This is a genomic window from Pseudomonas salomonii (assembly GCF_900107155.1).
Lineage (GTDB): Bacteria > Pseudomonadota > Gammaproteobacteria > Pseudomonadales > Pseudomonadaceae > Aquipseudomonas > Aquipseudomonas salomonii.
In genome coordinates, this window is sequence record NZ_FNOX01000014.1 from 78,784 (window position 1) to 91,954 (window position 13,171).

Below are 13,171 nucleotides of genomic sequence, written 5' to 3' on the forward strand. Positions count from 1 at the left end.
TACATTCAGCGACTCTCGGCTGTTGAGCACTTGCCTGCTCAACGGCCGGGAGTTTTACCGTTCTGAAGGTCCACCTGGTTTGCTGGAGAACGCCTCCATGATTTTGATCATTTACGCCCATCCCTACCCTGAAAAATCCAAGGTCAATGCGTTGATGCTCACGTTGGCGTCCAACAATCCGAACGTCATCATCCGTTCGCTTTACGACCTGTATCCCGACTTCAACATTGATGTCGAAGCGGAGCAGCAAGCCGTCGAACAGGCGCAATTGCTGGTGCTGCAACACCCCCTCTACTGGTACAGCTACCCACCTCTGCTAAAACTTTGGATTGACAAGGTCTTCACTCAAGGATGGGCCTATGGCACAGACGCTACGGCCCTCAAAGGCAAGCGCATAATGTGGGCCGTGACCACTGGCGGTGATCACGACCATTTCAACATCGGCGGGCATCCAGGCTTTGACGTGCTGGCCCAACCCCTGCACGCAACTGCCAGCTACTGCCAGATGCGCTGGTTACCTCCCGTTGCTGTACATGGTTCATACGGCGACGACGAGAGCGCTCTACTCCCTCAAGTACGTCAATACAGCGCCCGTTTGGCCTCTTGGAAGGAAGATTGATATGGAGACGCATAGCCTGATTGCAATGCTCATTTACCTGGGCTCGGCAGCCTTGATTGTGCCGCTCGCCGTGCGCTTGGGGTTGGGGCCGGTGCTGGGTTATCTGCTGGCCGGCTGCATCATTGGTCCCTGGGGCCTGAAGCTGGTCACGGACGTGGAATCCATCCTGCACTTTGCTGAAATTGGCGTGGTGCTGATGCTGTTCATCATTGGATTGGAGCTCGATGCGAAGCGCCTTTGGGCGATGCGTCGAATGGTGTTCGGCGGGGGGGCATTGCAGATGCTGGTATGCGGGGTGGCGATTGCCGGATTTTGCGCCGCCCTGGGATTGAACTGGACCGCTGCATTGTTGGTGGGTTTGACATTAAGTCTGTCATCCACTGCGATCGCCATGCAGGCCATGAACGAACGCAACATGACATCCACCGCCGTCGGCCGCAGCAGCTTTGCCGTGCTGTTGTTTCAAGACATCGCCGCGATTCCCCTGGTGGCAATGATCCCGCTATTGGCCGCCAATGGCGGCACGCCCTCCGGTACCGAGTTGGCCCTGTCCATTGCAAAAATCGTCGGTGCGATTGGTGCGGTGGTGCTTCTGGGGCAGTACGTTTCGCGCCCGGTGCTGCGTTTCGTGGCACGCTCGGGGTTGCGTGAAATCTTCAGTGCGGTGGCATTGTTTCTGGTGTTCGGGTTCGGGTTGCTGCTTGAAGAGGCTGGTTTGTCCATGGCCATGGGCGCCTTTCTCGCCGGCGTACTGCTGGCCAGTTCGGAATACCGGCATGCCTTGGAAAGTGACATTGAGCCGTTCAAGGGTTTATTGCTCGGGTTATTCTTCATAGGTGTGGGCATGTCGATCGACTTCGGCACGCTGATCAATGCACCTTTGACCGTCATTACGCTGACCCTGGGTTTTATTCTAATCAAACTGCTGGCGATCAGACTCCTCGCCCGTTTCCTGAATGTCCCGGCAGAGCAGCGCTCATGGCAAGCGGTATTTCTCGGCCAGGGCAGCGAGTTCGCCTTCGTTGTGTTCGGGGCCGCAACGGTAGCCGGCATCCTGGTCGATCCTTGGGGTAAAAGCTTGACGTTGGCGGTGGCGTTATCCATGTGCGTGACGCCCCTGCTGATCCTCGTGCTCAATCGCCTGGAGTCCGCAAACAAACAAGGCAACCGGGAAGCAGATGTGATCGACCAGAGCAATCCTCGGGTCATCATTGCGGGCTTCGGTCGCTTCGGTCAGATCGCGGGACGCCTGTTGATGTCGTGCGGGTTTGAAGTGGTCGTGTTAGATCATGACCCCGACCACATCGAGACGTTGCGCAAGTTCGGAGTCAAGGTCTTCTACGGCGATGCTACCCGCCTCGACTTATTGCATGCCGCCGGAGCCGACAAGGCCTTGGTGCTGATCAACGCCATTGATGCTCAAGACGATAACCTGACACTCACGAAGTTGGTCCAGCAACATTTCCCGTCCTTGAAACTGGTGGTTCGTGCCCGCGACATGGGGCACATCATTATGTTGCGCCAGATGGGCATTGAAGCGGTGGAGCGGGAAACCTTTGAGAGCGCGCTGGCCCTGGGGCGCAAAGCACTGGAGCAGTTGGGTGTCGGACGTTACGAAGCTCGTGAGCGTGCGGATCGCTTTCGCCGTCTGAACTTGGCGATGCTCGAGGAAATGGCTGCGCAACCGCTGGAAGACACCGAGTACAAATACGATGCCTATAAACGCGCCAATGCGCTGCTGACGGACATCTTCAATGAAGACCTCGCCCATCCTTTTGATAACGGGCCGGGCAAATCTCAACCGACAACGCAGGCACGTCGGACAGACTGAGCGCAAAGGACAAGCGCCGGTCAGCGCGCTTGTTCACGCTACGCCTGTGCGTTTTTTTCAGGGCGCGACTGAGTGAGACCTTGGCATGCCCCCAGATGACGTCTCTGGTGGAATACCGCCAGGGGTGGTACCGCGCAATTGATTGCCTCAAATCCACTATGTTCAAACAATGACGTGTCGCAGGTGGCCTAACACATGGTTGCAGACCTCTATCGACTTTTCTCTGGAGAACACCGTGACGCCCCCATCCAAAGCGCCAAATAAATCAACCACCCGACACGTGGCGCTGCTTGCTGGGCTGGCGATGGTTGCCTTTGCCGCCAACTCCGTTTTGTGCCGACTTGCGCTTCGCTATACCGAAAATGATCCAGCTTCATTTACCCTGATTCGCTTACTCAGCGGAGCGATCATGCTCTGGTTGATCATGGCTATCAAACGCCGAACTGAACGCCCTGCCGGCACATGGCTGGGCGGTTTCACCCTGTTTATCTATGCTTTTGCCTTTTCATACGCGTACCTGAATCTGGACACGGGCACCGGCGCGCTGCTGCTGTTTGGGGCGGTCCAACTCACCATGCTGGGATTCGGGTACTGGCATGGCGAGCGGATGCAAGGTACTGCACTTGCAGGACTTGCCCTGGCAATTGGCGGCCTCATCGCGTTGTTATTACCCGGCGCAAGCGCCCCCGCACCGGGCAATGCGGCGATCATGCTGCTGTCTGGCGTTGCTTGGGCCGCATACTCGCTCATTGGCAAGCGTGCACATGACCCACTGGCCTCTACAGCCGGCAATTTCCTGCGCGCTGTACCCATATGTTGATTGCGACAGTTCCGTTTATCTCTGACACAGAGATCGACATGCCAGGGGTCATGTACGCGATAGTCTCTGGGACTCTGGCGTCAGGTGTGGGCTATGCCATCTGGTATGCAGCCCTTCGCTCACTGTCATCGTTTCGAGCGGCGACCCTGCAGTTGAGTGTGCCCATATTGGCGTCGTTGGCCGGCGTATTCATCCTGGATGAACCGCTCACATCTCGCTTGATCCTGACGTCGCTGGCCGTATTGGGAGGGATTGGACTGGTGCTAAGCGCCAGGCAGTCGGCCCGTGAATAAGTGGCCCGGGAGATAGCATTAACTGCATTGCGGGAAATCTTAGGCGTGATCAGTTTTCAGCGGTATAAAGCGCAGCTGAGACAGATACTGCCGGCTTAAACCGCTTCTTCCAGCAACTCGAGAATCGCTTTTTTCATTGAACCAATCGAGCGGGAGCCGGGCATCACCCGCAATAGCCGGCCCTCATGAAACACCGCCAAGGAAGGCACCGCGCGGATACCGTACATTTGCGCAATCGTGGGGGACACTGCGACATCAATCTTTCCAAAGGTAGACAGTGCGTGAAGCTTTTCCTCAAGCGCATGGAACACGGGTTTCATCGCTTGGCATGGCTTGCACCAGGAGGCCGAAAACAACACGACGCTGCTGCCTTTGGCAACAAAGCGGGCGAACTGTGGGGCACTCAACTCAACGATACGGTTCATCAGGATCTCATGTTTAAGGTTACGCAAGACAGCGCCCGAGAGCGCTGACTATTCAATGTTGATCAAACTTTGCAACCATCAATGCCGCAAACCTGGCCAGTAAAAACATCATCATCGACTCGCGCCTTTTCCTGCATCTTGTTCAGCGCCTCAAGAAACGCCGCCTCAGGTTGAGCGCCGGATACGGAGAATTCATTGTTGAATACAAACAGCGGCACGCCGGAACCCAATTGCGCGGCAAAATGCTCGTCTTCCTCCATCTCTACGCGCAGTTCAACGGATGACCACGCCAGCTCGATGGATGCATCCGACACACCGGCGGCGCGGGCGATTGACGCCAGGCTGCTGCGGTCGAACAGCGACTTCCCATGGGTAGTGCTCTGTTCATACAACATTTCCACGAGACGCTTTTTCACCACGGGGTCTTGAACCGCCTTGACCAGCACATGAGCATCGGCCGTATCGCCGAACGACATGGTGCCAAACCGATAATCCAGCCCGTCGGAGCGGCCATATTTAGTTACGGCATCCATCATTGCATCGGCAGAATGCGGGTTACCAAGCTTGCGCTTGAGTGCCGCGACCATAGGCTCCGGGGCGTGATTGGCGGCCAGACGATAAGCCCTGACATTGACTTGAACATTGTCTTTGCCACTGAATTGCTCCAGCGCTTTTTCAAAACGGCGCTTGGCGATCCAGCACCAAGGGCAGACAAAATCGGACCATATATCGACGACGTATTGTTTCGTAGGGGTTTGCATAACTCATCCTGCACGCATAAGTGAAGACCGCGTTGCGAGCGTTTCAAGCAAATGATTGAAGCCCGCCAACGGATCATTGGATCGGCCTAACGCCCAATCAATGAGGCTTGCGCCCTCCAGCGCCCCCAGCAGCATGAAGGCGTAGGCTTCAAGGGGGTTGTCCAACGTCCAGCCGTACTGTCGGACTGCGTCACTGAGGGTGCTTTGCAGCCAATGAAGTTGGGACTCAAAGAAGCCCCGAGTGAGCCCTTGCAGTGACAGCGGCAGCGCCGCCATTTCTGCTGCCAACGCACCACATAGTGGCAGCAGCCCATCATTTGCGCTGATCACGAAAAGCCGAGAAAAACCGCGCAGCCGCAACAGCGGATCGGCATGCACGGCCTCAATCGCTCCCAGCGTTTCTTCGAAGCGCTGGATGTAATCCTTGATCAGCTCCGCCCCCAGGCACTCCTTGGTGGGGAAGTGATGGTGAATACTGGCTTTGCGGATGCCGATCTCAGCGGCGAGGTCGGCATAGCTGAACGCTGAATAGCCTTTGGAGCGCATGTGTGCTTCCGCGGCATTCAACAACGCGGCTTTGGTCGTGATAGACATCCGAGCCTCCTGGGCCAGCGTTCAGCCATTTATCATTGGCTAGCGTTTAGTCAGGCGCGCACGGCCATGACACCCGCATCCACATCCCAAATGGCGCCGGTCACCCATGAGGTTTTGTCCGACAACAGGAACAGGATCGTGTTGGCCACATCTTCTGGCACGCCAACACGTCCCAACGGATGGAAAGCATTGAGCGACTTCATCGCTTCCGGGATCGCGTCCTTTTCCATGAAGCCCTCGTAAATCGAGGTGTGCACGATACCTGGCGAAACCGCGTTGACTCGAATTCCCGAATGTGCCAATTCAATCGCCAGGTTGCGTGTCAGTGCATGCAGGCCGGCTTTCGCCATCGAGTAGGCCGAGGCTGGCGAACCGGCCAGGGCAGCCTGTGCGCCGATGGAGCCGACATTGACAATCGAGCCTTCACGCTTGGCAGCAAGCATGTTTTTGACCACCGCCTGAGTGATAAAAAACGTCGCACGGTTGAGGGACATGTACATGTCGTACTCGGCAGCGTCGTGCTCGGTGAACGGCTTGGGAATGAAGATCCCCGCAGAGTTCACCATCAGGCTGATATCGGCGTGGTTGGCATTGATATCCTTAATAACGGTGTGCATGCCCTCCTCCGTCATCAAGTTGGCCACAATCACCGACACGTTACCCAGCGGGCTTAGCTCGTTGCGCACTGCGTCAGCCTTGTCCTGCTTGCTGCCGGTGAGGACAACACTGCCACCGGACTTGAGCACCATGCGCGCTGTTTCCAGGCCCATGCCGCTGGTGCCGCCTACTACCAACAGTTTTTTGCCTTTGAAGTAATCGTTCATTACAGACTCCGGACATCTATGTTTCGTGAGGGCGGCACCAGCGCAATAACTGTCCGTCTGGTGCACGCAAGGTTTGATATATTTGACGGGCGAATCAGCTCTCACGCACTTCCAGAGTCGGCACCATACGAATGGCTTTCGAGAAGTTGGCGTAGTTCACAGACGTTTTCAGCACCACGTTATGCAGTTCTTCAACACGCTCACGGGTGGCGTCGGTGTGCAGACGAATCACGACGCTGACTTCGTCGTAGCCAGGGTTGACGCTTTCGTCGATACCCAGAAAGCCGCGCAGATCGAGGGTGCCGTCAGTTTCAATTTCCAGGCTATGAATTTTGATCCCCATCATCGCGGCATTGGCGGCATAGCCGACCGACATGCACGCATTCAGGGCCGCCATCAGCAGTTCCTGGGGATTAGGCGCTGTGTTCTGGCCCAGCAGTTCGTTGGGCTCGTCGGCAACAATTTCGAAGTTACGGGAGTAGGTTTCGCCAGCCAGGCTGTAGCGGTTTACCTTCGCTACGGAACGAGTCTGGCCTTGCCATTGGGTTTTGACGTTAAAGCTGGCATGGCGCTTGGTCGCATCCTCGGCAACGCCTCGGGCAAACTGCTGGAGTGCGGCAACATCGATACCATTCAAGTTAGTGCTCATGTGTACATTCCTCTTCGGATGGACCGGGCAATCGCCTCGGAATACAAACAAGCCTACCAACTAGTTGGTATTCATTCAAGGATTTCGTTAACACTCACCTCTCAGCCGATTTCCATGCAAAAAAAAGCCTCGATACTCGAGGCTTTTCAACTGTTTAAGCTTTAGTGATGCGTTGATACTGTGCGCATGCCATCCAGAATGAAGTCGAAACCGGAAGCCTGTTCGTACTGATCGTTCATCGCCCACGCCACAAAGCTGCCGCCTTCCAGCGTATTCAGGATCAGCCTGGCGACCTTGTTAACGTCCAACTGAGCCTTGAGTTCCCCTTTCGACTGACCAAGAGCGATATTGGCCTGAAGCCACTCCAGATGAATTTCGAAAAAGTGCCGAGTCAGTTCCTGAAGGCTCTCCGGCAGGGCCATTAACTCAGCCGCCAGCGCACCGCACAGCGGCAACAAGCCGTTTTCACTACTCTGCGCAAACATCAACACAAAAGCATTCAGGCGCCCGACGATGTCAGGGTTTTCGTCGTTGACCTGTTCCAATTGTTTTTTGAAGCGGAACAGGTAGCTCTCGACGATGGCAATCGCAAGGCCTTCCTTGGTCGGAAAATGGTGATGAATACTCGCCTTCTTGATACCGATTTCAGCAGCCAGGTCGGCATAGCTGAAGGCTGCATAGCCCTTGGTACGCAACAGAATTTCGGCGCTGCTCAGAAGATCGGAACGTGTACTCATGATGAAGCATCCAGATTTTATCAATCGGCCATCATAAATCAGTCATCCCTGAGTTGACAGTACACAGCCCCTATGCGGACGCCCGATACAAGCATCGGGCGTACTTGGGCGTATTGATCAGCAACAACGCGTCTGACCGTTGCCTGCGCCGTAGCGGGCCTCCTGCCGCTCCCTAAAGAACGTCTCGTAGTCCATCATCGGTTTGTCCGGGTGTTTGGCCTGCATATGTTCAACATACGTGTCGTAGTCAGGCATGCCGACCATCAGCCGTGCAGCCTGACCCAGGTACTTACCCAGGCGGCTCAAGTCATTGAACATAGCGCGCTCCCGTCATGCATCGGGCACCGCCTGGTACGGAGCCTCCTTGTCGGTGCGCTCTTTCGTGCCCCAGGCGGCAATACCGACTTTGAGCGCAAAGAACAGGATGCTGAACACCACCCCCAGGAACAGCGCGGTCAAGGTCGCATTGGTGTAGGCGTTGTAGATCACATGCTGCATTTGATCCAGGTTTTTAGCCGGCGCCAGTACCTGACCGTTGGCGACCGCACCGCTGTATTTTCTGGCCAGGGCCAGGAAGCCAATTGCCGGATTGGCGTCGAACAGCTTGATGAAGCCTGCTGTGGTGGTGCAGATCAGTAGCCAGACAGCCGGCAACATGGTCACCCAGATGTAGCGTTGGCGTTTCATTTTGATCAACACAACCGTCGCCAGCATCAGTGCGATACCCGCCAGCATCTGATTGGAGATACCGAACAGCGGCCACAAGGTGTTGATACCGCCCAGCGGATCGATCACGCCTTGGTACAGCAGGTACCCCCACATGGCCACGCAACCGGCAGTCGCGATCAGGTTGGCGGTCCAGGACTCGGTGCGTTTCAGTGCCGGGACGAACGACCCCAGCAGGTCCTGCAGCATGAAGCGACCGGCACGGGTACCAGCGTCAACCGCCGTGAGGATGAACAGCGCTTCGAAAAGGATCGCAAAGTGGTACCAGAACGCCATGGTGTTTTCACCCGGCAGCAACTGGTGCAGGATCTGCGCGATGCCGACGGCCAACGTCGGCGCGCCGCCGGCTCTGGCCAGAATCGTGGTTTCACCGATGTCATGTGCAACCGCCTGAAGTGCCTCCGGTGTAATAGCGAAACCCCAGCTACTGATGGTTTGAGCGACGGTTACCGCATCCGCACCGACAACAGCAGCCGGACTGTTCATGGCGAAATACACGCCCGGCTCAATGACCGACGCTGCAACCATGGCCATGATTGCCACGAACGACTCCATCAACATGCCGCCGTAACCGATATAGCGGGCGTGCCCTTCGCTGGCAAGCAACTTGGGGGTGGTGCCCGAGGCAATAAGCGCGTGGAAGCCGGATACCGCACCGCAGGCTATGGTGATGAACAGGAACGGAAACAGGCCGCCCTTCCACACGGGTCCAGTTCCGTCGGTAAACTGCGTCAATGCCGGCATTTTCAGGTCGGGCATCGTGATCAGGATACCGATCGCCAACGCGACGATAGTGCCGATCTTGAGGAACGTCGACAGGTAGTCACGCGGCGCCAGGATCAGCCAAACCGGCAGTACCGCCGCGACGAAACCGTAACCGATCAGCATCCAGGTAATTTGAATGCCAGTGAACGTGAAGGCCTTGGCCCAGACCGGGTCAGCGGCAATCTGCCCACCCAGCCAGATCGACCCCAGCAGCAACGCCACCCCGATGATCGAGATCTCACCAATGCGGCCCGGGCGGATGTAGCGCATGTAGATGCCCATGAACATCGCGATCGGGATGGTCGCCATTACGGTGAAGATGCCCCATGGGCTCTCGGCCAGGGCCTTGACCACGATCAGCGCCAGCACTGCGAGGATGATGATCATGATCAGGAAACAACCGAACAGTGCAATGGTGCCGGGAATGCGGCCCATCTCTTCTCGCACCATGTCACCCAGCGAGCGGCCATTGCGCCGTGTCGACATGAACAACACCATGAAGTCCTGCACCGCACCGGCCAGCACCACGCCGGCAATCAGCCAGAGCGTGCCAGGCAAATAACCCATTTGCGCCGCCAGTACCGGGCCGACCAAAGGGCCCGCACCAGCAATCGCCGCAAAGTGGTGACCAAACAGTACGTGTTTATTGGTCGGAACAAAGTCCAGGCCATCGTTGTTAACGACGGCCGGCGTGGCGCGACCGGGATCGAGCTGCATCACCTTGTTGGCGATAAACAGGCTGTAGTAACGATAGGCAACCAAATAGATAGCGACTGCCGCGACGACAATCCACAGTGCGTTGATCGCTTCGCCACGGCGCAAGGCCACGACACTCAGCGCAAACGCACCCAGGACAGCCACGGCAAACCAGGCGAGGTGTTTAGCCAGACGGTTCATTGCGTGTCTCCTGTCGACAGCCATTAAGCTGCGACGATAATTTTTATAATTGTGTCCGCTACGCGGCGCTGGCTAATATCCCCGCACACCGACAACAAATACATCCGCACTACTACGCAGGCGTCTACGTAGTTTTACTGAGACGCACGGGAGTCGCGATGCAACTCAAACATAAAATCGTCGCACTCGGGATACTGCCGTTAGTGTTGGCCATCGCGGTTATTTGCGCGTTGGTCATCTCTTTGAATAGCCAGTTAGGTGACCAACAAGCCCGCCTGATTGAAGACAGCATCCTGGCCAGTAAACGTGCAGAACTGAAAAACTACGTAGCCATGGCGCAAAGTCTGATCGCGCCGCTGTATAACGACGGCGCAGGCGACGAGCAGGCGCAACGCCAAGTGCTTGAGGAACTGCGCAAGCTGAGCTTTGGCATCAATGGTTACTTCTTCGTTTACGACCGCGACGGCCGCAGCCTTATGCATGCGCGTCAGTCGGAGTTGGTGGGGCAGTACCTGTGGGACATGAAAGATCCGCACGGGCTACCGGTTATCCAGGCGCTGTTCAAAACTGCCCGATCCGGTGAGGGATTTCAGCGTTATGCCTGGAACAAGCCCTCCTCCGGCCAGGTCACCGATAAGCTTGCCTATGTCGTCATGCTCGACCGCTGGGGTTGGATGCTCGGCACCGGTATTTACCTGGAGGATGTCGAACGCGCTACCCAACAAGCACGCGACGAGGTCGCCCAGGGCATTCGCAAAACCATGCTGGCCATTGCCGCCGTGGCGTTGGTGGCGGTGCTATTGGTATTTGCCAGCGGCATGACGCTCAACGTCAGTGAGCACCGCCTGGCCGACAAGAAACTGCAACGCCTGAACCGGCGTATCGTCAGTCTGCAGGAAGAAGAGCGTGCCCGCGTTTCCCGCGAGTTGCACGATGGCATCAGTCAGTTGCTGGTCTCGATCAAATTCCAGTTCGAACTGGCCGGGCATGTACTTGAGGGGCCGGAGCCGAGCAAGGGTTTGGTGATTCTCAAGGAAGCCACGCTGCGGCTGGGGAGCGCGATTGGCGAAGTGCGCAGTATTTCCCATGACCTGCGCTCTTCACTGCTGGACACCCTGGGCCTGCCGGCCGCCATCGATCAGCTTGCCGGGGAGTTTGAACAACGCAGCGGCCTGGTAGTGAGCTGTGAATGTGAGGGCATCGATTACCCACTGCCGCAAGGGGTGGCAGACGCATTGTTTCGGATCCTGCAGGAAGGCTTGATGAATATTGAGCGGCATGCCCACGCCACGCACGTCTCGATCACCCTGCTGGCGACGGACCTGGAGTTGAAGTTGACGATCATGGATGACGGTGTCGGGTTCAACGTGCTCCAGGTTCTGCGCCGCCACAATGGCATTGGCCTGCGCAATATCCGCGAGCGCGCCGAGCATTTGGAGGGGCAGCTGCAGCTGACTTCAGCACCAGGCAGAACCACACTGGACGTCCTGTTACCGATGAAAAAACCCGGGAACAATACCGTTTGATGACGTCACCCAACAGGAAGAACACATCGATGAAAGTGCCAGGTCGCATACGTATTGGATTGGTCGACGACCACTCGCTGGTTCGCGACGGCATTAAAGCGTTGCTCGCCATCGTGGACACCGTCGAGGTGATCGGCGAGGCCGAGAACGGTCACGAGGCGCTCAATCTGGTCGAACAGTGCCAACCGGACCTGTTGCTGGTGGATATCGGTTTGAAGGACATGAACGGCCTTGAACTGACTCGCCGGCTCAAACAACATTCGCCTGCGCTCAAGATTCTAATGCTCAGCATGTACGACAATTTCGAATACGTGAGCGAATCCATTCGCTGCGGTGCCAGTGGTTATGTGCTGAAAAACTCCCCTTCAAGGGAAATCATCGCGGCCATTGAAGCCATCGCCAGTGGCGGCACCTTTTACAGTGCAGACATCGCGCAAAAGCTCATCGCCGACAAAGACACCGACAAAGAACTGACCCCTCGCGAAAGCGAGGTTTTGTACAAGATGGTTCAGGGCATGAACAACAAAGAGATGGCCCGCGATCTGGACATCAGCGTGCGCACCGTTGAAACCCATCGGCTCAGTATTCGGCGCAAACTCAACATCGACAAACCAGCGGCGCTGGCAAAATACGCACTGGACCACGGGCTCGTCTCGCGCAGTCGAGAATGAACATCGCAGCCCGAGCTACAGACCTTGCGCCGATGCGCGCACGTCGCTGGGTGTGCGCCCATAGTGCGACCTGAAGGCCCTGGCGAAATGCGCCTGGCTGGTGAACCCGTGGCGGTAGGCAACTTCGGCAATATCCAGCCCCCAACCCTGCGGCTGGCTTAGCAGACGGAACGCGCCCTGCAAGCGTTTTTCCAGAATAAACCGATGGGGTTGTGTGTCTTCCAAGGCAAATAGCCTGGCCAGGTGTCGGGTGGAAACCCCGGTTTGAAGCGCCACCCGCTCGCAGCTCAAAGCAGGGTCGGCCAGTTGTTCAAGAATGCACTGCTTGGCGGCCAACAGGTAGGACGCACTGAGGGCGTTGATTCGGCGATTACCCATCTGGCCGGCGATGATAGTGCCCAACAGGTCGAGGGCATCCTCTTGATAGCTGTCGGCCCCTTGGCTGAGCGGCCGCTCGAAAAAGCCGCCCGTGCGTTCACTCAACGTGCGCAACAGTAACCGCTGGGTGCCGGTGTGTGCGCTGATCTTCACTGCATTGTCAAAGCGGCGCAGACAATGGGAGGCAAACACGTCTTGAGGGATATCAAAGATAAACTTGTGCATCGAGCCAGAGAAACCAAACAAGTAAGGTTTGTCGGTGCGATACACCATCATCTCGCCCGGCTCCAGCAAGTGACAGTTGCCGTTCTGAAAGAAAAACGACGCGCTGCCCATGACCAGCGATACGAAGACCGACTCCTTGGGCACCGTGCGAACCATTGAGCCGTCACGCTCGATGACGTGTTGGTTACCGACAATATGCGCCACCCGCAGACGGTCCAGGCTCAGGTTGTCCTCCCGCGCGCTGAATCCGGTTTCGCTGAAGGAAGAGCACTTCAGGCCGACCAGTGTCGAGGCGTTGTACTGCTCCCAGAATGCCACGCGCTGATCCTGAGGAAGGTCGTCGGTACTGGCACGCTGAGTATCGAGCAAGGGGGCGGATCGAGGCATTTTTATTATTCTCGTTTTTATTGACCGCTCGGCCCCGCGCAAG

The 13,171-nt window shown here is 56.8% G+C and carries 13 protein-coding genes and 1 pseudogene; 5 read left to right on the forward strand and 9 right to left on the reverse strand.

The genetic code is table 11. The annotated features are described in order from the left end of the window. The first annotated feature begins 97 nt into the window (after nt 1-97). The 3 genes and pseudogenes from kefF to BLV67_RS27210 all read left to right on the forward strand — a co-directional run bounded on the left by kefF (nt 98) and on the right by BLV67_RS27210 (nt 3,563). The gene (gene kefF, locus BLV67_RS27200; RefSeq protein ID WP_069787421.1) at nt 98-619 is read left to right on the forward strand and encodes a glutathione-regulated potassium-efflux system oxidoreductase KefF; all 522 of its coding nucleotides are present in this window, start codon (nt 98-100) and stop codon (nt 617-619) included. A gap of 1 nt (nt 620) precedes the next feature. After that, a complete protein-coding gene (gene kefC, locus BLV67_RS27205; RefSeq protein WP_069787420.1) occupies nt 621-2,450 on the forward strand; it encodes a glutathione-regulated potassium-efflux system protein KefC in 1,830 nt (609 codons plus the stop codon). Between the two features lie 304 nt (nt 2,451-2,754). Beyond that, a pseudogene (locus tag BLV67_RS27210) lies at nt 2,755-3,563 on the forward strand (DMT family transporter). 95 nt (nt 3,564-3,658) lie between these two features. Here the strand turns inward: BLV67_RS27210 and BLV67_RS27215 are convergent. From BLV67_RS27215 to BLV67_RS27250, 8 genes are all read right to left on the reverse strand, one after another. Further along, a complete protein-coding gene (locus BLV67_RS27215) occupies nt 3,659-3,988 on the reverse strand; it encodes a thioredoxin family protein (protein ID WP_069787419.1) in 330 nt (109 codons plus the stop codon). A 62-nt stretch (nt 3,989-4,050) separates the two neighbouring features. After that, a complete protein-coding gene (locus BLV67_RS27220; RefSeq protein ID WP_069787418.1) occupies nt 4,051-4,749 on the reverse strand; it encodes a DsbA family oxidoreductase in 699 nt (232 codons plus the stop codon). Nucleotides 4,750-4,752: 3 nt separating this feature from the next. Beyond that, nucleotides 4,753-5,343, reverse strand: coding sequence for a TetR/AcrR family transcriptional regulator (locus tag BLV67_RS27225; protein ID WP_069787417.1), 591 nt, complete (start codon nt 5,341-5,343; stop codon nt 4,753-4,755). Nucleotides 5,344-5,393: 50 nt separating this feature from the next. Beyond that, nucleotides 5,394-6,167, reverse strand: a complete 774-nt coding sequence (locus tag BLV67_RS27230; RefSeq protein ID WP_069787416.1) for an SDR family NAD(P)-dependent oxidoreductase — start codon at nt 6,165-6,167, stop codon at nt 5,394-5,396. Between the two features lie 94 nt (nt 6,168-6,261). After that, entirely contained in the window at nt 6,262-6,816 is a 555-nt protein-coding gene (locus BLV67_RS27235; RefSeq protein ID WP_069787415.1) for an OsmC family protein, read from the reverse strand. A gap of 161 nt (nt 6,817-6,977) precedes the next feature. Next, nucleotides 6,978-7,553, reverse strand: a complete 576-nt coding sequence (locus BLV67_RS27240; RefSeq protein ID WP_069787414.1) for a TetR/AcrR family transcriptional regulator — start codon at nt 7,551-7,553, stop codon at nt 6,978-6,980. Between the two features lie 117 nt (nt 7,554-7,670). Beyond that, nucleotides 7,671-7,871 carry a YbdD/YjiX family protein gene (locus BLV67_RS27245; RefSeq protein WP_069787413.1) on the reverse strand — a complete coding sequence of 67 codons (201 nt, stop codon included), beginning with the start codon at nt 7,869-7,871 and terminating at the stop codon, nt 7,671-7,673. A gap of 12 nt (nt 7,872-7,883) precedes the next feature. Continuing rightward, entirely contained in the window at nt 7,884-9,941 is a 2,058-nt protein-coding gene (locus tag BLV67_RS27250) for a carbon starvation CstA family protein (RefSeq protein ID WP_069787412.1), read from the reverse strand. A gap of 158 nt (nt 9,942-10,099) precedes the next feature. Between BLV67_RS27250 and BLV67_RS27255 the strand changes: the two genes are divergently transcribed. Further along, nucleotides 10,100-11,467, forward strand: coding sequence for a cache domain-containing protein (locus BLV67_RS27255; protein ID WP_069787411.1), 1,368 nt, complete (start codon nt 10,100-10,102; stop codon nt 11,465-11,467). A 29-nt stretch (nt 11,468-11,496) separates the two neighbouring features. Continuing rightward, nucleotides 11,497-12,138, forward strand: a complete 642-nt coding sequence (locus BLV67_RS27260) for a response regulator (RefSeq protein ID WP_069787410.1) — start codon at nt 11,497-11,499, stop codon at nt 12,136-12,138. Nucleotides 12,139-12,153: 15 nt separating this feature from the next. Here BLV67_RS27260 and BLV67_RS27265 read toward each other — a convergent pair whose 3' ends face one another. After that, entirely contained in the window at nt 12,154-13,128 is a 975-nt protein-coding gene (locus BLV67_RS27265) for a helix-turn-helix domain-containing protein (protein ID WP_069787409.1), read from the reverse strand. Between the last annotated feature and the right edge of the window lie 43 nt (nt 13,129-13,171).

Bases quoted from the DNA above. Each gene is read 5' to 3' on its own strand.
- kefF (WP_069787421.1), top strand. From the start codon at position 98: ATGATTTTGATCATTTACGCCCATCCCTACCCTGAAAAATCCAAGGTC.
- kefC (WP_069787420.1), top strand. From the start codon at position 621: ATGGAGACGCATAGCCTGATTGCAATGCTCATTTACCTGGGCTCGGCA.
- BLV67_RS27215 (WP_069787419.1), bottom strand. From the start codon at position 3,988: ATGAACCGTATCGTTGAGTTGAGTGCCCCACAGTTCGCCCGCTTTGTT.
- BLV67_RS27220 (WP_069787418.1), bottom strand. From the start codon at position 4,749: ATGCAAACCCCTACGAAACAATACGTCGTCGATATATGGTCCGATTTT.
- BLV67_RS27225 (WP_069787417.1), bottom strand. From the start codon at position 5,343: ATGTCTATCACGACCAAAGCCGCGTTGTTGAATGCCGCGGAAGCACAC.
- BLV67_RS27230 (WP_069787416.1), bottom strand. From the start codon at position 6,167: ATGAACGATTACTTCAAAGGCAAAAAACTGTTGGTAGTAGGCGGCACC.
- BLV67_RS27235 (WP_069787415.1), bottom strand. From the start codon at position 6,816: ATGAGCACTAACTTGAATGGTATCGATGTTGCCGCACTCCAGCAGTTT.
- BLV67_RS27240 (WP_069787414.1), bottom strand. From the start codon at position 7,553: ATGAGTACACGTTCCGATCTTCTGAGCAGCGCCGAAATTCTGTTGCGT.
- BLV67_RS27245 (WP_069787413.1), bottom strand. From the start codon at position 7,871: ATGTTCAATGACTTGAGCCGCCTGGGTAAGTACCTGGGTCAGGCTGCA.
- BLV67_RS27250 (WP_069787412.1), bottom strand. From the start codon at position 9,941: ATGAACCGTCTGGCTAAACACCTCGCCTGGTTTGCCGTGGCTGTCCTG.
- BLV67_RS27255 (WP_069787411.1), top strand. From the start codon at position 10,100: ATGCAACTCAAACATAAAATCGTCGCACTCGGGATACTGCCGTTAGTG.
- BLV67_RS27260 (WP_069787410.1), top strand. From the start codon at position 11,497: ATGAAAGTGCCAGGTCGCATACGTATTGGATTGGTCGACGACCACTCG.
- BLV67_RS27265 (WP_069787409.1), bottom strand. From the start codon at position 13,128: ATGCCTCGATCCGCCCCCTTGCTCGATACTCAGCGTGCCAGTACCGAC.